The organism is Streptomyces violaceorubidus (assembly GCF_000717995.1).
In the GTDB taxonomy this organism is placed as follows: domain Bacteria; phylum Actinomycetota; class Actinomycetes; order Streptomycetales; family Streptomycetaceae; genus Streptomyces; species Streptomyces violaceorubidus.
Genome location: NZ_JODM01000040.1, coordinates 13,650 through 29,736, shown reverse-complemented (window position 1 = coordinate 29,736; position 16,087 = coordinate 13,650). Strand labels below are relative to the sequence as shown.

Below are 16,087 nucleotides of genomic sequence, written 5' to 3'. Positions count from 1 at the left end.
GAAACACTAACGGCCGGTCCCGCGCCCCCCTCACACTCCCCGCATGCCGGACACCCCCCGCACGACCTACACGGACCTCTTCCGCACCCCCGAGTTCAGCCCCCTCTTCCTCTCCTCCTCCGCCAACATCGCCGCCCAGACGGTCAGCGGGCTCGCGCTAGGCACCCTGGTGTTCCGGGCGACGAACTCGCCGCTGCTGTCCGCGGTCAGCATGTTCGGCCCGGCGCTCGCCCAGGTGCTGGGCGCCACGTTCTTCCTCTCCGGCGCCGACCGGCTGCCGCCGCGCGCGACGCTGGCGGGCCTCTCGCTCTCCTTCGCCGCCGCCACCGCGGCCCTCGCGCTGCCCGGCCTGCCGGTGTGGGCGATGCTCGTCATCGTCCTCGTCGAGGGGCTGATCGCCTCGCTCGGCGGCGGGGTCCGCTGGGGCCTGCTGACCGAGATCCTCGCCAAGGACGGTTATCTGACGGGGCGTTCGCTCTTCAACATGATGAGCGGCCTCATGCAGATCGCCGGATACGCGACCGGGGGCGTCCTGGTGACCGTACTGTCGCCGCGCCTGTGCCTGCTGCTCGCGGCCGCCCTGTACGGCACGTCGGCGGCCCTCGCGCTCCGTCTGACCTGCCGCCCGCCCCGGGTCGCGGGCCGCCCCTCCGTCACGGCCACCTGGCGGGCCAACGCCCTGCTCTGGTCGGCCCGTCCGCGCCGCCACGTGTACCTGGCCCTGTGGATCCCCAACGGCCTCGTCGTCGGCTGCGAGTCGCTGTTCGTCTCCTACGACCCGCGCGCCGCGGGCACGCTGTTCGCGTGCGGCGCGCTGGGCATGCTCGCCGGGGACGTGGCGATCGGGCGGCTGCTGCCCGCCCGGCTGCGCCCGCGCCTCGGCATCCCGCTCCTGGCGCTGCTGGCGGCCCCGTACCTGGTCCTCTTCCTGCGCCCGCCGCTGCCGCTGACGGCCGTACTGGTGGCCCTGGCGTCGGTGGGCTTCGGGGCGAGCCTGGTGCAGCAGGAGCGCCTGGTCGCCCTGACCCCCGAGGAACTCTCCGGGCACGCCCTCGGTCTGCACTCCGCGGGGATGCTCACCCTCCAGGGCCTCTCCGCGACGCTGGCCGGCACGGTGGCCCAGTTCACCTCTCCGGCGACGGCCATGTCGGTGATGGCGCTCGCCTCGCTCACGGTGACGCTCACGCTGACGGTGGCGAGCCGGCGGGACGCGCCCGACGGCGGCCTGCTGCCGACGCGGGCGGCGGTTCGGCCGGCCTGAGCGCCGGGCGAGCGGGGCGGCTCCTCCCCGCTCGCCACGGCGACCCGGCGACCCGGCGATGCCGCGCCGCTGGGGCCGCCGGGGAGGGGACCCCGGCGCCGAGCGCCCGGGCCCGACGGTGCTCAGGTGTGGCGGTGCTCAGGCGTGGCGCGCGCCGGCCGAGGCCATGCCGAGCCAGGTGTGCGGGTTGCCCTCCCAGCACCAGCCGAGCTTCGGGGCGCGCTTGCTGATCCACAGTGCCGGCACCCGGCGGTCGCCGCACCGCGAACCGCCCAGTGAGAAGCACTTGTTCTTGACCAGGGTCTCCGGGACGAGGGTCAACAGGGCGACCCCCTCCTCGATGGTGAGGAGCGTGCGGCCCCGCTCGGCGACGGTGGCCATCGCGTCGCCCGGCACGACCCCGCAGAACTCCTCCCCGCGTTCGACGTCGAACAGCAGGTGGACGCCGCCCGCGCCGGGCGGCCGGGTCGGTCCGGTGGCGACGAACCGTTCCAGGGAGCCGGGTTCGAAGGTGCGGTCCACGAACCCGGGCAGCCGGCCGCCGTGCAGCGTGGTCAGCGGCAGGGTCCGCTCGATCGGGGCGAGTTCGCGTCCGACGACGAGGACGAAGGGCACGCGTCCGGTCGCGGCGGGGTCGTACTCCGCGTACGCCGCCGAGTCCGTGCGGGCCACGGCCTCGGCGCGCAGCGGCGCCACCAGCTCGGCGAACCCGTCGGGGGTGCGGCCGGACAGCGCCGGGTACCCGAGCGCGACCAGGGTGCGGACCTGCCGGTCGAACTCGGCGGCGGCGTCGAAGGCGGGGGAGTGCGTCATGCCGGTCAAGCGGGGACTTCCTCTCGTGGGACCTCGTGCGGGATCTCGATCCTGGCCAGCGAGCCGGTTTCCAGGGCGCACCACAGGGCGCCGCCGTGCGCGGCGATGCCGTGCGGCTCGCTGTCGGTACGGGAGAGGGCGTACGAGGTGATGCGGCCCTCGACGGTGATCCGGCCGACCCGGCCACTGCCCCACTCGGTGAACCACAGCGCCCCGTCGGGCCCCGCCGTCACCGCGTGCGGGCGGGCCGCCGGGTCGGGGAGCGGGTGCTCGGTGATGTCGCCGGCCATGGTGATCCGGCCGATCCGCCCGGCCCCGATCTCGGTGAACCACACGGCGCCGTCCGGCCCCGCGGCGATGCCCACGGGCGCGGCGCCCTCCGTGGGCAGCGGGTACGCGGTGCCGTGGCCGTCGGTGGTCAGCCGCCCGAGGGCGTTGCCCTGGTTGAGGGTGCACCACAGGGCGCCGTCCGGCCCGGCCGCGACGGCGGACGGGAAGGCGCCGGGCGCCGCGTACTCGGTGACCTCGCCGTCCGTGGTGATACGGCCGACGCGGTCGGCCGCGGAGAGCGTGAACCACATGGCCCCGTCCGGTCCGACGGTGATCCCGAACGGTCCGCCCTCGGGCGTGAGCGGCGCGAAGGAGGAGTAGTCGCCGTCCGGGGTGATCCGGCCGATGCGGTGCGTGCGGTACTCGGTGAACCACAGGGCGCCGTCGGGCCCGCACGCGATGACGGTCGGCCCCTCGCCGACCGGATGGACGGTGACCCGCCCGTCGTCCGGGTCCCTGCGGGCGACGGCGCCCCGGTGGACGAGGGTGAACCACAGGGCGCCGTCCGGTCCCTCGGCGAGCGCGTAGGGACCGGCGTCCGCGTCGCTCACGGGGAACTCGCGCACGGAGTCGGAGCCGTACCTTTCGCTGAATTCATTCATTGAGCGTAATTTTACTCAGAGGCTACTGACCGTCAATATAAAAATACCATCGGGGTAAGATTCGCTCATGGACCCGAACGACGCACCGGTGCTGGGCCTGCGCGAGACCAAGAAGCGCGAGACGCGGCAGCTGATCTCCGACCACGCCACCAGGCTCTTCATCGAGCACGGCTTCGAGCACACGACGATCGCCGAGATCGCCGACGCCGCCCGGGTCGCCAAGAAGACGGTGACGAACTACTTCCCGCACAAGGAAGACCTGGCCCTGGACCACCAGGACGAGTTCGTCGCCGCCCTGGCCGCCATCGTGACCTCGCGCGGACCGGGCGAGACCCCCCTGACGGCCCTGCGCCACGCCTTCCTGGCGGCCGTGGCGGCCCACGACCCCGTCGCGGGCTTCGCCGGACGGCCCTTCGCCCGCATGATCGCCGACAGCCCCACCCTCACCTCGTGCCTGCGCGGCCTCCACGACCGGCGGGAGGAGGCGCTGACCGCGGCCCTGGCCGAGTCGACGGACACCCCGCCCGACGACATCACCCCCCGCACGGCCGCGACCCTGCTGGGCGGCGTCCACCGCGTCCTGTTCACCCGCATCCAGGAGCTGACCCTGGCGGGGCGCACCCAAGCGCAGGTCGCCGAGGTGCTGGCACGGGAGGCACCCCGCGCCTTCGACCTGCTGACCCCGGCGCTCGCGGAGTACGGGCGCCGCGGTCCGGACCGTCCGCAGGCGGTCACCGGGGACGCGAGTTGAGGCGGGCGGCCTGGCGCGTGAGGTGGTCGCGTTCGGCGAGGTCGGGCGCCTTGTGGGCCGCCTCGGCGTACAGCCGCGCCGCCGTGTCCAGGTCGCCGTCGCGCTCGTGCAGGTACGCCGCCACCGCGGTGTGACGGGGCAGCGTGTCGTCCAGCGCGGCGAGCGCCGCCAGCCCGGCGCGCGGCCCGTCGGCCTCCCCGACGGCGACCGCGCGGTTGAGCCGGACGACGGGGCTGTCGGTCAGGCGCGCGAGCTCGTCGTACCACTCCACGATCTGCACCCAGTCGGTCTCCCCGGCGGTGGGCGCGTCGGCGTGCAGGGCGGCGACGGCGGCCTGCGCCTGGAACTCGCCCAACCGGTCCCGGGCGAGCGCCGCCTGCAGAATCCTCACCCCCTCGGCGATGGACGCGGTGTCCCACCGGCCGCGGTCCTGCTCGGCCAGCGGCACCAGTCTGCCGTCGGGTGCGGTACGGGCGGCGCGCCGCGCGTGGTGGAGCAGCATCAGCGCCAGCAGCCCCGCCACCTCCGGGTGGTCGACCGAGGCCGCGAGCTGCCGGGTGAGCCGGATGGCCTCGGCGGCGAGGTCGACGTCGCTGGAATAGCCCTCGTTGAAGACGAGGTAGAGGACGCGCAGCACGGTGGCGACGTCCCCGGGCCGGTCGAACCGGACGCCGGAGACGGTGCGCTTCGCCCGGCTGATCCGCTGCGCCATGGTCGCCTCGGGCACCAGGTAGGCCCGTGCGATCTGCCGGGTGGTCAGCCCGCCGACGGCGCGCAGCGTGAGCGCCACGGCCGAGGACGGCGTCAGCGAGGGGTGCGCGCACAGGAAGTAGAGCTGGAGCGTGTCGTCCACGTCGGGCGCCGGACCGGGCGCCGGCTCCTCCTCGACGCGGTCCTCGCGCCGACGGCGGGCGGTGTCGGCGCGCGCCGCGTCGAGGAACCGCCGCCAGGCCACGGTGACCAGCCACCCCTTCGGGTCCCGCGGCGGATCGTCCGGCCACCCGCGGACCGCCTCCACCAGCGCGTCCTGGACCGCGTCCTCGGCCGCCGCGAAGTCGGCTCCGCGACGGACGAGGGCGGTCAGCACGCCGGGCGTGAGGCTCCTGATCAGGGCCTCGTCCATCGGCGGCGTCACTCCGTGACGGTCGGGTGCACGCCCATGAACGGCCGCAGCTCCAGCCACTCGTGGATCGGCTTCCCGCCCGCGCCCGGGGCGGCGGACAGCTCCCCGGCCAGCTCGACGGCGCGCTCGTAGCTGTCGACGTCGATCACCATCCAGCCGGCGATGAGGTCCTTGGTCTCGGCGAACGGCCCGTCGGTGACCGGCGGTCTGCCCTCACCGTCGTACCTGACCCACGTCCCCTCGGGGGCGAGCGCCTGCCCGTCGACGAACTCACCCGTCTTCTCGAGCCGGTCCGCGAAGTCCTGCATGAACTGCATGTGGGCGGAGATCTCCTCCGGCGTCCACTGGTCCATCGGCGCTGCGTTGACCGGCTCGGGGGCGCCTCGGTAGTGCTTGAGCAGCAGGTACTTGGCCATGATGCGTCTCCTAGGTGCTGGTGCGGCCCATTGTGGCCTCGTTCACCCCTGGGACGGAGCCGGACGCGGGTTCTCGACACCGCGGGAGGGCCGGACGGAAACTCTTTCCGGAATTCCTCCTCAGCCCTCTTCCGGGGCCGCCGCCGACACCTCTCTCAGCAGCCCTTCCGCGCCTCCCGCCTCGCAGCGCTCATGCAAGACCGCATCGCGTGCCGCGTGCCGCGTGCCGCGTGCCGCGTGCTGCGTGCCGCGTGCCGCGTGCCGCGTGCTGCGTGCCGCACGTCTCCCGCTTCCCACCTTCCGCCTCACCGAAAGGCACTCCTGTGGCCACCGTCGTCGCCGCTCCGCCCGCCAGCGCCCCCGTCACCCTCCGGAAGCTGTACTTCCTCCGCTTCGCGTTCGCCGCCGTATGGGCCGCCCTGCTCTTCGCCACCGCCGACGCGCTGGGCCCGCTGAGCACGACCCTGCTGCTGGTCTACCCGCTGTTCGACGTGGTGGCCGCGGTCGTCGACGTCCGGTCGGCGCGGGCGGACGGCGGCCCGGTCGCGCCCCTGTACGCCAACATCGCGATCAGCTCCCTGACGGTCCTCGCCCTCGCCCTCGCCGCGACCTCCGGAATCCCGGCCGTCCTGCGCGTCTGGGGCGCCTGGGCCGTCACCGCCGGGATCGTCCAGCTCGTCGCGGGCGCCGTACGCCGTCACCTGGGCGGGCAGTGGCCGATGATCGTCAGCGGCGCCGTCTCGACACTCGCCGGCATCTCGTTCGTCACGCAGGCCGGCGCCGACGACCCGTCGCTGGGCAGCCTCGCGGGCTACGCCTTCCTCGGCGGCGTCTTCTTCCTGGTCTCCGCCCTCCGCCTGACCCGCGGGGCACGCCGCCCGGTCTGAGGGGCGGACGGAGTGGTCGGAACGGGGTTGTCCGGCACACGGTCGCCCCGGGAAGATCATCCTTCGTGCGCCTCAACGAACTCAACGTCCACGAACGCCGGTTGTGGGACGCCTTCCCGCAAGGCCGCCGGGTCGACGTATCCACCGAGCCCGCCCATCCGGCCCCACCTGCACAACCGGCCCCACCGGCCGGCTTGGCCGCACCAGCTCCCTCGGCCCCGGTGGTCCGAGCCGACGCCGTCGCGGCACTGCTGCTGGGCGCCCACGCCGAGCCCGCGCCCGGTGACCGCCCCGCGCTGCGTCTGACCGGGGCGCACATCACGGGCCGCCTGGACCTCGGCTTCACGGAGGTCGCGGTACCGGTCCTCCTGGCCGACTGCCGCTTCGACGAAGCACCGCTGTTGCAGGGCGCGAGGACCCGCCAGTTGGTCATGACGGACTGCACCCTGCCCGGACTGGTGGCCGACACGGCGCAGATCGACGGACGCCTGGTCGTCTCCCGCTGCCGTTTGACGGGCCCCCTGGTCCTCAACCGCACGCAGATCCACGGGGACCTGGACCTGCGCGACACGGTGATCGGCTTCCCCGGGGGCGAGGCCGTATCAGCCATCCACGCCCGGGTGGCCGGCGACGCCCTGTGCACGAACCTGGCCGTCGAGGGGACGTTCCGCCTCTCCGGCGCGTCCATAGAGGGCGAGTTCGATCTGGAGAGCGCCGCACTCCGCGCCCCCGGCGCGAACGCCCTGGACGCCTACCACGTGCGTATCGCACAGGACTTCACCTTCCACCCCGGGTTCAGCGCCGAGGGCCGGATCATCCTCTCCGGCGCCACCGTCGCGGCGGCCATCGGCTTCTGCGGGGCCCGGTTGAGCAACCCGGGGGACATCGCCCTGGAAGCGGTGGACGTCACGGTCGGCCGCAACTTCGACCTGGGCCTCGGCCTCACGGTCGACGGCGCGGTGAAACTCGACGGCACGCGCGTCGGCACGGAACTGAGCCTCCGCGACGCCGCACTGACCCACCAGGACGGCACCGCCCTGTCCCTACGGTCGACCCAGGCCCGCGAAACGGACCTCCGCACCCGTCGGCCGATCGACGGCGTGGTGGACGCGCGCAACGCCCGACTGGGCACGCTGCACGACGCCCAGGACACCTGGCCCACCGACCTCCGTCTGGCCGACGCGACGTACGACACCCTGGCGTTCCCGCTCCCCGCCGCGGAGCGCGTCCGCTGGATCCGCCGCACCACCGGCGACTACCTCCCCCAGCCGTACGAGCAACTGGCGGCCACCTACCGGCGTCTCGGCCACGAGGACGAGGCCCGCACGGTCCTCCTGGCCAAGCAGAGAGCCCGCCGGGCCACCCTCCCCGCGCACACCCGCCTCTGGGGCCACGTCCAGGACGCCGCCGTGGGCTACGGCTACCGGCCCCTCCGCGCCGGCCTGTGGCTCCTGGCCCTCCTGGCCTGCGGGGCCCTGTACTTCGCCCTGCACACCCCCGCCCCCCTCGATCCCGGCAAAGCCCCACCCTTCAACGCCGTCTTCTACACCCTCGACCTCCTCGTCCCGATCATCACCTTCGGCCAGGACAACGCCTTCGCCCCACGCGGCACCGGCCAGTGGCTGTCCTACGCCCTGATCGCCGCCGGCTGGATCCTGGCCACGACGGTCACCGCGGGGATATCCCGGGCGGTCAGCCGCCAGTGACCGCGCCCCGTGCCCTGCCGAGGGCAGGCCCCCGAGCCACCCCGGCCGCCGGCCGCCCGTTGACGACGGCCCCGGGGACGGCCTCGGGCACGGCCCCGGGCACGGCCTCGGGCACGGCCCCGGGCACGCCCCCGGGAGACGTCACCCGCCCACGCTCCCGGCCGTGATCTGCCGGCCGCGGACGGCGTCGACCACGATCGGGACGCCGTCGGGGACCTCCCCCTCCAGTTCGTTCAGCAGGCCCTTGATCGGCGGCAGTTCGCCGGGCCCGCGCACGTGGATGTACAGGGTCCTGGACTGCGCGTCGACGCTGGTGACCTCCGCGCCGGGACTGTGCGCCAGCCACCGCTCGGCGGCGCTCTTGGCCCTGAGGGTCCAGGTGTTGAGCAGCACGGTGGCGACCGTATGGGCGCCCAGGGGAAGCAGGACGGCCGTGAAGAGCAGCCCGAGCATGACGTGGGCGCGGCGGGGCCCGCGGTGGACGGGCCGGGCGGCGGCCCCCGCGTAGGCGAGGACGGTGAAGACGACCATGCCGGCGAAGACGAGGGCGAAGAGGTTGGACCGGAAGAGCACCAGGGCACCCAGCGCCGGCCACCACGCCGCCTGGCCGGCACAGACGCCGGTGACCACGAGGGGCGGCACGAGCGAGATCGCGATCGCCACCCCCGGCAGTACGGCGGCGACGTCCTTGCGGGCCAGCGCCACGGCACCGGCGAAGCCCGTGGCCAGGGCGGAGACCAGGTCGAGCAGCCCCGGGGAGGTCCGGCCGGAGATCTGGCCGTTGGTCAGCAGGTCGTAGGACTGCGGCACCACCAGCGAGGCCACCGCCCCGATCAGCATCACCAGCAGGCACCCCAGGCCCACGAAGGCGGCGGCGGTGCTGCGGCGGCGCTGTACGGCACCGAGGGCGATGCCCATGATCGGGGTGGAGAGCGGGGCGATGATCATCGCTCCGACGACCGTGGCCGTGGAGTCCGTCAGGATCCCGCACGCCGCGATGACGGCGGCCAACGTGAGCATGGTCCAGAAGGCCGACTGCTTCGACCGGCTCTCCCCGTACGAGAGGTCGAGGTCCTGCCGCAGGTCGTCCAGAGAGCGACGTTGCCGGTCCGGCAGGACCAGGGCACGGAGAGGGCCGGGCATGCCCTCAGTATCGTGAGGGGGCCCGCCGGCACCCGGCAGGAACACGACCCGGCGTCACGACGCCGCCCGGCAGCGGCAGCGGCAGCGGCAGCGGCAGCGGCACGGCGAGGCGGGCGCGAGGGGCGCCGTGATCGCCGCTCCCGCCCGTCGCCCGTCGCCCGTCGCCCGTCGCCCGTCGCCCGCTGGGCGCTCCGCCCGACGCGTGAACCAGCCTGTCGGCCGTCCCGCGACTCGGTCCTATCGCCGACGTTCCCCGGACAGGTCGTACGCGTTGCCGCCGCGCCCCGACACGCACAGGGCCCAGATGATGAAGCCCGAGATGGTGATCATGACGACGGACCACACGGGGTAGTACGGCAGGGAGAGGAAGTTGGCGATGATCACCAGCCCGGCGATGGCCACGCCGGTGACCCGCGCCCACAGCGACGCCTTGAGCAGCCCGACGCTGACGACCATGGCGACTGCGCCCAGCGCGAGGTGGACCCAGCCCCAGCCGGTGAGGTCGAACTGGAAGACGTAGTTGGGTGTGGTGACGAAGACGTCGTCCTCGGCGATGGCCATGATGCCCCGGAAGAGGGTGAGCAGGCCGGCGAGGAAGAGCATCACGGCGGCGAAGGCGGTCAGACCGGTCGCCCATTCCTGCCTTGCCGGGTGGGCCGGGCGGGTGTGTGTCGCGGTCATCTCGGACCTCGTTTCGTGGGATGAGGGGGTGCGGGGTGTGTCAGCGGTCGGAGCCGCCGGTGCCCGGGCGTTCGGCCGGGCCGTGACCGGACAGGACCAGCTCCTTCGCCCTGCGGAACTCGTCGTCCGTGATGGCGCCCCGGTCCCGGATCTCGGAGAGCCGGGCCAGCTCGTCGACGCTGCCGGACCCGCCGGCCGCGGTCTTCCTGATGTAGGCGTTGAACTCCTCCTGCTGTGCCCGGGCCCGGTTCGTCTCCCGGCGCCCCATGTTCTTGCCCCGGGCGATCACGTAGACGAACACGCCCAGGAACGGCAGGACGACGCAGAACACCAGCCAGCCGGTCTTCCCCCAGCCGCTCAGCCCGTCGTCGTGGAAGATGTCGGCGACGATGCGGAAGAGCAGGATGAACCACATGATCCACAGGAAGAGGATCAGCATGGTCCAGAAGGCACCCAGCAGCGGGTAGTCGTACGCCAGATAGGTCTGTGCGCTCATGTCCTTCCTCCGTTCCGGGCGTGGGCCCGGCCGTCCTTCCCCACTGATTTCAGGGTGGTCACGGGCTCACCGGGTGGCATCACCCGGCACGGGTGATTACGTTCCGACGTCGGGGCGGTGGGGTGGGGTTCGGGAACGATCCGCTTGTCGGTGCCGCCGCCCGGGTGCCGCCGCCCGGGTGCCGCCGCCCGGGTGCCGGCGAGCGCGGTGCCGGCGAGTGCGGTGCCGGCGGGCGCGATACCGGTCGGGCCGGCCCGAAAGCGCCGGGAACCGCGGCCGTGCCGCCCCTCGGTGCCGGTCCCGAGGACGAACCGGAGGCAGGACCATGACGCTACCCAGTGCCTTCCCCACCCCCCTGCCGCCGGCGGAGCGGGCGGCGTACGGAAGGAAGGCCCGCAAACGGGCCCCACGTTCCTGCCACGGCTGGTACGAGACGGGGCAACGGCGGGGCGACCCGATCGACCTGCTGGAATGCCAGTCCGGTGAGCGCGTTCCGGCCCTGGTGCCGATCCGCTACGGTCGCATGCTGGAATCTCCGTTCCGCTTCTACCGCGGCGCGGCGGCGCTCATGGCGGCGGACCTGGCGCCGCTGCCCGGCAGCGGACTCCAGGTGCAGCTGTGCGGGGACGCCCACCCGCTGAACTTCCGGCTCCTGGCCTCACCGGAGCGCCGGCTGGTCTTCGACATCAACGACTTCGACGAAACCCTGCCCGGCCCCTTCGAGTGGGACGTCAAACGCCTGGCGGCCGGCTTCGTGATCGCGGCCCGGGCGAACGGCTTCGCGCCCAAGGAGCAGAGCCGCACCGTGCGGACCTGCGTGCGGGCCTACCGGGAGCGCATGCGGGAGTTCGCCGGCATGCCGACCCTGGACATCTGGTACGCCCAGGACGACGCGGACCACGTACGGCAACTCCTGGCGACCCGGGCCGCGGGAGAAGCCGAGCACCGGCTCAGGGACGCGGCCGCGAAAGCCCGCACGCGCACCCACCTGAGGGCGTTCGCGAAACTCACCCGCGTCACGGCCGCCGGCCGGCGCATCACCCCCGACCCGCCGCTGATCACCCCGCTGGACGACCTGCTCACCGACCCGTCCGAGGCAGGCCGGCAGGAGGAACTGCGGTCCGTCGTGAAGGGCTACGCGCGGACGCTGGCACCCGAGAGGCGCCACCTGCTGCGCCACTACCGTCTCGTGGACATGGCCAGGAAGGTGGTCGGCGTCGGCAGCGTCGGCACCCGCTGCTGGGTACTGCTCCTGCTCGGCAGGGACGACGACGACCCCCTGCTGCTCCAGGCCAAGGAAGCCTCGGAGTCCGTACTGGCCCCCCACACGGGCGGCGAACGCCACGACAACCAGGGCCGCCGGGTCGTGACCGGCCAACGCCTGATCCAGACCACCAGCGACATCTTCCTCGGCTGGACCCACGTCACCGGACTCGACGGAAAGGGCCGGGACTTCTACGTGCGCCAGCTGTGGGACTGGAAGGGCATCGCGCGGCCGGAGACCATGGGGCCCGACCTGCTCTCCCTCTTCGCCCGGCTGTGCGGCGCCTGCCTGGCGCGGGCCCACGCCCGCTCGGGCGACCCCATCGCGCTCGCCGCCTATCTGGGCGGCAGCGACCGCTTCGACCGCGCGCTCACCGAGTTCGCCCACGCCTACGCCGATCAGAACGAACGCGACCACGAAGCTCTGAGGGCGGCCTGCCGGTCCGGTCGGATCACGGCCGCCCAGCCATGAGGCGCCCTCGGTCGTGAGGCGCCCTCGGTCGTGAGGCGGGCCCGGTCGTGAGGCGCCCTCGGTCGTGAGGCGGGCCCGGTCGTGAGGCGGGCCCGGTCGTGAGGCGGGCCCGGTCGTGAGGCGGGCCGGGCCGTGAGGCGGGCCGGGCCGTGAGGCGGGCCGGGCCGTGAGGCAGGCCCGGGAGCGACGCGCGAGCCGTCGGCACGGTCCGGGCGGCGGGCGGCGTCACTCCGGAACCTGCCGCATCTCCAGGACGCGCAGGCCCAGGGACTGGCAGCGAGTGAGCAGTCCGTACAGGTGGGCCTCGTCGATCACCGTTCCGAACAGGACGGTCTGGCCGGACATCATGACGTGTTCCAGCTCCGGGAACGCGTTGGCCAGCGTCTCCGACAGGTGTCCCTCGACTCGGATCTCGTAGCGCACGAGCGGTCCTTCCACCGGACGGGCTCGGGACACCGCCCGGGGCTGCGGGCCCGGGGCTGCGGGGCGGACGGTGCCCTCTGTGACGATCGTGCGCCCGGTCACCCCGCGGCGGCCTCACCCGGTAGAGGTGACTCCGGCCGCGGATCCCGACGCCCTCTCACAGCTGCCCGAGTTCGCGCGCGCGGTGCACCGCGTCGCTGCGCCGGTTCACCGCCAGTTTCCGGTACGCGCTCTTGAGATGGGTCTTGACCGTGTTGACCGACACGTACAGGTCGGCAGCGATCTCCTCGGTGGTCATCAGGCGCGCCAGCCGCCGCAGGACGTCCCGCTCGCGTGCGCTCAGCTCCACCGGCACCAGGGGACCCTGATCGGGTACGGCCCGAGCCGGCCGGCCCGGCCCCCGTGGCCGACCGGGCAGGAGCCAGCCCTCGGCGAGTTCGTGCAGTGAGGCCGTGGCCAGCAGCGGTTTGATCCAGTCTCCCGTCCGGAGGAAGGGGCGGCGCAGACGCTCGCGCCGGGCGTCGAGAAGAGCACGTGCGACGAGTCTGCGGGCGGTGGCGGCGTCTCCCGACTCCTGAGCCGTCCGAGCCCGCGCCAGCGCCGCCCCCACGCTCACCGCGGGACCCGTGCGTCCCTCGGCTCGAACGGTGCCGAGCAGTTCGGCCGCCGCACGGGGCCGCCCCGCGGCGACCTGGATCGCCGCCGCTTCCACGGCGCACACCGGCTGATCGCCCGGGACCCCGTCGAGAAGCCGCACGGCTTCGTCGGGTCGTGCGTCGGCGAGGCAGGCGGCGGAACGGACCACTGCCGCGTGACTCTCCGCCCAGGGCGAGGTCACGGCCGCGGACACGAACGCCCCCGCTGCCTCGGCGGCGGCATGCGTCTCACCGTCGTCGAGGAGCAGGCGTGAGAGGGCAAGGGCCCGCCCCGCCGTCGGCACCGGATCGTGCTCGCGCGCCGGGAGCAGGGCCGTCTCGTCGAGCAGGACCCGGGCCCGGTCCAGCTCCTGGCGGTCCACGGCCACCGCGGCCAGCACCAGCCGGCCGAGGCCCGCACCGGGAGGCCCGGGCAGACCCGCCCGCTCCGCCTCGCACACGGCGGCCAGAGCCCTGCGCTCCGCCTGGCCGAGCCAGCCGCTCAGGTAGTCGATCAGGGCCAGGTGCCCCATCGACTCCGCGCGGGGCAGGACGGTGGCGGACCCGCCGCGGGCCTCGGCCGCACGGGCCAGCACGGCACGCGCGTCGTCGAAGCGCCCCTCCCACAGAAGAGCCGAACCCACATGTGTCATCAGCAGACAGGTCAGTTCCGGATGCTCCTCCAGCAGGTGGTCCGGCAGGTCCCGGCGCAGTTCCTCGGCCGTCGCGGCGGCCTGCTCGGCCCTCGGCGGACATCCGGTGAGCCGGGCGGCGAGCGCCTCCAGCAGCGTGCAGCTCAGCCGGGCCGCCGCCAGCCCCGGGGAGTCCTCGGCGTCGGACAGCTGATCCTGAGCCCGCCGCAGCCGGTCCAGACCGTGGCGGAGATCCCGACGGGCCAGCGCCCCGGCCGCCCGCACGAGCTCGCTCGCCGGGCTTGAGGCCTCGGGTCCCATGCCGGTGAAGAGCTGGGCCAGCCCTTCCGAACGCAGGCCCGTGAAGAGCTGGCCGATCGCGAGGTCGTCCACGAGCGCGCCGGCGGCCAGATCGAAGTCGCCGCCCGCGGCACCATGGGCGAGTGTCTCCGGGAGGAAGCCGGAACGGCGCAGCCAACGCGCGGCCCACAGGTGCAGCTCCGGTTCCACACCGGGCAGGCGTTCGCGCAGGTGGGCCCGGAGTATCTCCCGGAAGAGCGGGTGCAGCCGGTACCAGGAGTGCCCCAGTCGCTCGATGAACGCGTTGTCCCGGTGCAGCCCGGCCAGGAGGGACCCGGCGTCGGTCCGCAGCGTGAGGGCGTCGGCCAGGTCCGGGCAGAAGCGGTCCAGCACGCTGACGCGCAGCAGCAGGTCCTGTTCCGCCTCCGTCCTCCCCTTCAGGACCTCCCCCAGCAGGAAGTCCGCGACCGTACTGTGGTCCGCCTCGAACCTCTTCAAGTACTGCTCGGGGTCGGTGCTCTCCCGGGCTGCCAGGGCGGACAGCCGCAACCCGGCGGCCCAGCCCCGGGTGCGGTCCACCAGGGCCGCCGTCGCGGGCTCGGGCAGGCGCAGCCCGTGCAGTCGCAGCAGCTCACCGGCTTCCTCCGGGGTGAAGGACAGCTCGGCGCCGCGGATCTCGGTCAGCTCGTCGGCGGCCCGGTAGCGGTGCAGGGGGAGCAGCGGCTCGGTCCGGGTCACCAGCACGAGACGCAGTCCCTGCCCGGCATGGTGCAGGACGAACTCCACCTGCTCGTGGACCTCGGCGCGGACCATCCGGTCCCACTCGTCGAGCACCAGCACCACGGGACGGTCGCGGGCGTTCAGTTCGGCGGCGAGCGAGGACAGCAGCCCGCGCCCCACGCCGCCCGAGTCCGCGGGAGCCCCGGCGGCGCCGCCCGCCCGTGCCTCGCACACGCGCAGGGACTCGAAGACGTAGGCCCAGAAGACCCCGGGACGCTGATCCCCGGCCTCGACGGTGAGCCAGGCGACCGGTAGCCGCAGCCCTGCGGCCCAGTCGGCCGCCAGCAACGTCTTCCCGGCCCCGGCCGCACCGTTGACCACGGTCAGCGGTGTGCGCAGAGCCTCGTTCAGATGCACGACGAGCCGCTGCCGCCGCAAGAAGGTGGCGGGCCGTGCGGGAAGGGCGAACCGCGTGCGCAGATACGGATCGCCCACCGGGTCGGTACCCGCGGCGGCCGATGTCCGGGCCCCGCCCTCTGCCGTACCCATGCCCTCACCCCCGCGGACCCGGACCGTCGCGGAAGGCACACGGGGAGTAGGCGTCTCCGCAGCCGCCGGAGCCCCTCGGGCCACGTCGGACCCCGCCGAACCACGGCGGAGGACAGCTCAGGGAGGGGCGGCCGACGGAAACGGCAGTGCCCGAGCAGGCGATCCAGCGGCTCATCGTGACGGCCCCTTCCGCCGACGGCGACGGCACCACCGCGGTAGCGGGCCGAAGGATGTCCCGTGGCCCAGCTCGCGGCAAGCGTCGTCCCGAAGCTGCTCCCAGTATCGCCTCCGCCGACCGACCAGGCACGCGGACAGAGCCGCGCCCCGGCCCCGCCCGGCAAGACCGACACCGGCGGCTCCGCCAAGAAGCCCGCGACACCGAAGGAAGCCGCCGACGCCTTCAACGAAGCCGAGCAAACCGAAACAGCCGAAGACGGCGCTGCCAGCTTCCGCCACCGGCCTCTTCCTCTGTGCCCCCGGCAGGCTTCGAGTCTGCGACACCTGCTTCGCCCCGGGTGCCGTCGTCGCCTGACCTGGCGGCCGTCCTCCAGGGCGCTGTCGTATGCCGCCGTCCGGCCTCGCCGATGTCAGCGTCGAATGTCAGCGAAACAGCTCCGGAACTGGGCAGACCTCCAGCGCCCCCTCTGGCCGATCCGCCCATCGCCACCAGCTGTGCCGATCGGCGCACCGCCAGAGAGACTGGCAGGCCCTCCGGCCGTCGTCGGCACGCTTGGACAGCACGAGACCGCCGGACTTCAGGGGCTGGCTGCACTCGGGGCAGGGCTGGGCGTCGTCGGCCATACGCGAACCCTAGGCCGGGCTAGCGGTTGATCGGAACGCACAGACGACCTCGCAGTGAGCACGCTGCTTCCCGCATTTCCGTA

Annotated in this window: 14 protein-coding genes; 5 read left to right on the top strand and 9 right to left on the bottom strand. The window is 73.7% G+C overall.

Features of this window, described 5'->3' with window-relative positions:
• Nucleotides 1–43: 43 nt before the first annotated feature.
• The gene (locus IE94_RS0131255) at nt 44–1,261 is read left to right on the top strand and encodes an MFS transporter (RefSeq protein WP_030191025.1); all 1,218 of its coding nucleotides are present in this window, start codon (nt 44–46) and stop codon (nt 1,259–1,261) included.
• 138 nt (nt 1,262–1,399) lie between these two features.
• Here the strand turns inward: IE94_RS0131255 and IE94_RS0131250 are convergent, their stop codons facing one another.
• The gene (locus IE94_RS0131250) at nt 1,400–2,083 is read right to left on the bottom strand and encodes a DUF5701 family protein (protein WP_030191023.1); all 684 of its coding nucleotides are present in this window, start codon (nt 2,081–2,083) and stop codon (nt 1,400–1,402) included.
• The gene (locus IE94_RS0131245; RefSeq protein ID WP_030191021.1) at nt 2,080–3,006 is read right to left on the bottom strand and encodes a Vgb family protein; all 927 of its coding nucleotides are present in this window, start codon (nt 3,004–3,006) and stop codon (nt 2,080–2,082) included. Before IE94_RS0131245 ends, IE94_RS0131250 begins: the two co-directional genes overlap by 4 nt.
• 67 nt (nt 3,007–3,073) lie before the next feature.
• On the opposite strand from IE94_RS0131245, the gene IE94_RS0131240 reads away from it, so the two are divergent.
• Nucleotides 3,074–3,757: a TetR/AcrR family transcriptional regulator gene (locus IE94_RS0131240; RefSeq protein ID WP_051777781.1), complete on the top strand. Its 684-nt coding sequence runs from the start codon at nt 3,074–3,076 to the stop codon at nt 3,755–3,757.
• Here the strand turns inward: IE94_RS0131240 and IE94_RS0131235 are convergent.
• Entirely contained in the window at nt 3,738–4,880 is a 1,143-nt protein-coding gene (locus IE94_RS0131235; protein ID WP_030191017.1) for an RNA polymerase sigma factor, read from the bottom strand. The two genes, IE94_RS0131240 and IE94_RS0131235, sit on opposite strands and share 20 nt — an antisense overlap.
• An 8-nt stretch (nt 4,881–4,888) precedes the next feature.
• Nucleotides 4,889–5,296 carry a YciI family protein gene (locus IE94_RS0131230; protein ID WP_030191015.1) on the bottom strand — a complete coding sequence of 136 codons (408 nt, stop codon included), beginning with the start codon at nt 5,294–5,296 and terminating at the stop codon, nt 4,889–4,891.
• A 323-nt stretch (nt 5,297–5,619) separates the two neighbouring features.
• Between IE94_RS0131230 and IE94_RS0131225 the strand changes: the two genes are divergently transcribed.
• The gene (locus IE94_RS0131225; protein ID WP_030191013.1) at nt 5,620–6,183 is read left to right on the top strand and encodes a hypothetical protein; all 564 of its coding nucleotides are present in this window, start codon (nt 5,620–5,622) and stop codon (nt 6,181–6,183) included.
• A gap of 65 nt (nt 6,184–6,248) precedes the next feature.
• The gene (locus tag IE94_RS0131220) at nt 6,249–7,889 is read left to right on the top strand and encodes a hypothetical protein (protein WP_030191012.1); all 1,641 of its coding nucleotides are present in this window, start codon (nt 6,249–6,251) and stop codon (nt 7,887–7,889) included.
• A gap of 141 nt (nt 7,890–8,030) precedes the next feature.
• Here the strand turns inward: IE94_RS0131220 and IE94_RS0131215 are convergent, their stop codons facing one another.
• The 3 genes from IE94_RS0131215 to IE94_RS0131205 all read right to left on the bottom strand — a co-directional run bounded on the left by IE94_RS0131215 (nt 8,031) and on the right by IE94_RS0131205 (nt 10,209).
• On the bottom strand, nt 8,031–9,032 hold the full coding sequence (locus IE94_RS0131215; protein ID WP_030191010.1) for a DUF389 domain-containing protein: 1,002 nt from the start codon (nt 9,030–9,032) through the stop codon (nt 8,031–8,033).
• 237 nt (nt 9,033–9,269) lie between these two features.
• Nucleotides 9,270–9,713, bottom strand: coding sequence for a DUF7144 family membrane protein (locus IE94_RS0131210; RefSeq protein ID WP_030191008.1), 444 nt, complete (start codon nt 9,711–9,713; stop codon nt 9,270–9,272).
• A gap of 40 nt (nt 9,714–9,753) precedes the next feature.
• Entirely contained in the window at nt 9,754–10,209 is a 456-nt protein-coding gene (locus IE94_RS0131205; RefSeq protein WP_030190995.1) for an SHOCT domain-containing protein, read from the bottom strand.
• 325 nt (nt 10,210–10,534) lie between these two features.
• Here IE94_RS0131205 and IE94_RS0131200 point away from each other — a divergent pair, with 325 nt between their 5' ends.
• The gene (locus IE94_RS0131200; RefSeq protein WP_030190993.1) at nt 10,535–11,944 is read left to right on the top strand and encodes a DUF2252 domain-containing protein; all 1,410 of its coding nucleotides are present in this window, start codon (nt 10,535–10,537) and stop codon (nt 11,942–11,944) included.
• A 225-nt stretch (nt 11,945–12,169) separates the two neighbouring features.
• Here IE94_RS0131200 and IE94_RS0131195 read toward each other — a convergent pair whose 3' ends face one another.
• Nucleotides 12,170–12,367 (bottom strand): hypothetical protein, encoded by a 198-nt coding sequence (locus IE94_RS0131195; RefSeq protein WP_030190990.1) that lies wholly within the window; start codon nt 12,365–12,367, stop codon nt 12,170–12,172.
• 157 nt (nt 12,368–12,524) lie between these two features.
• Nucleotides 12,525–15,203: a winged helix-turn-helix domain-containing protein gene (locus IE94_RS0131190; protein WP_030190988.1), complete on the bottom strand. Its 2,679-nt coding sequence runs from the start codon at nt 15,201–15,203 to the stop codon at nt 12,525–12,527.
• Between the last annotated feature and the right edge of the window lie 884 nt (nt 15,204–16,087).

Coding starts and splice junctions, on each gene's coding strand:
- IE94_RS0131255 (WP_030191025.1), top strand. CDS start 44: ATGCCGGACACCCCCCGCACGACCTACACGGACCTCTTCCGCACCCCC.
- IE94_RS0131245 (WP_030191021.1), bottom strand. CDS start 3,006: ATGAATGAATTCAGCGAAAGGTACGGCTCCGACTCCGTGCGCGAGTTC.
- IE94_RS0131240 (WP_051777781.1), top strand. CDS start 3,074: ATGGACCCGAACGACGCACCGGTGCTGGGCCTGCGCGAGACCAAGAAG.
- IE94_RS0131235 (WP_030191017.1), bottom strand. CDS start 4,880: ATGGACGAGGCCCTGATCAGGAGCCTCACGCCCGGCGTGCTGACCGCC.
- IE94_RS0131230 (WP_030191015.1), bottom strand. CDS start 5,296: ATGGCCAAGTACCTGCTGCTCAAGCACTACCGAGGCGCCCCCGAGCCG.
- IE94_RS0131215 (WP_030191010.1), bottom strand. CDS start 9,032: ATGCCCGGCCCTCTCCGTGCCCTGGTCCTGCCGGACCGGCAACGTCGC.
- IE94_RS0131210 (WP_030191008.1), bottom strand. CDS start 9,713: ATGACCGCGACACACACCCGCCCGGCCCACCCGGCAAGGCAGGAATGG.
- IE94_RS0131205 (WP_030190995.1), bottom strand. CDS start 10,209: ATGAGCGCACAGACCTATCTGGCGTACGACTACCCGCTGCTGGGTGCC.
- IE94_RS0131200 (WP_030190993.1), top strand. CDS start 10,535: ATGACGCTACCCAGTGCCTTCCCCACCCCCCTGCCGCCGGCGGAGCGG.
- IE94_RS0131190 (WP_030190988.1), bottom strand. CDS start 15,203: ATGGGTACGGCAGAGGGCGGGGCCCGGACATCGGCCGCCGCGGGTACC.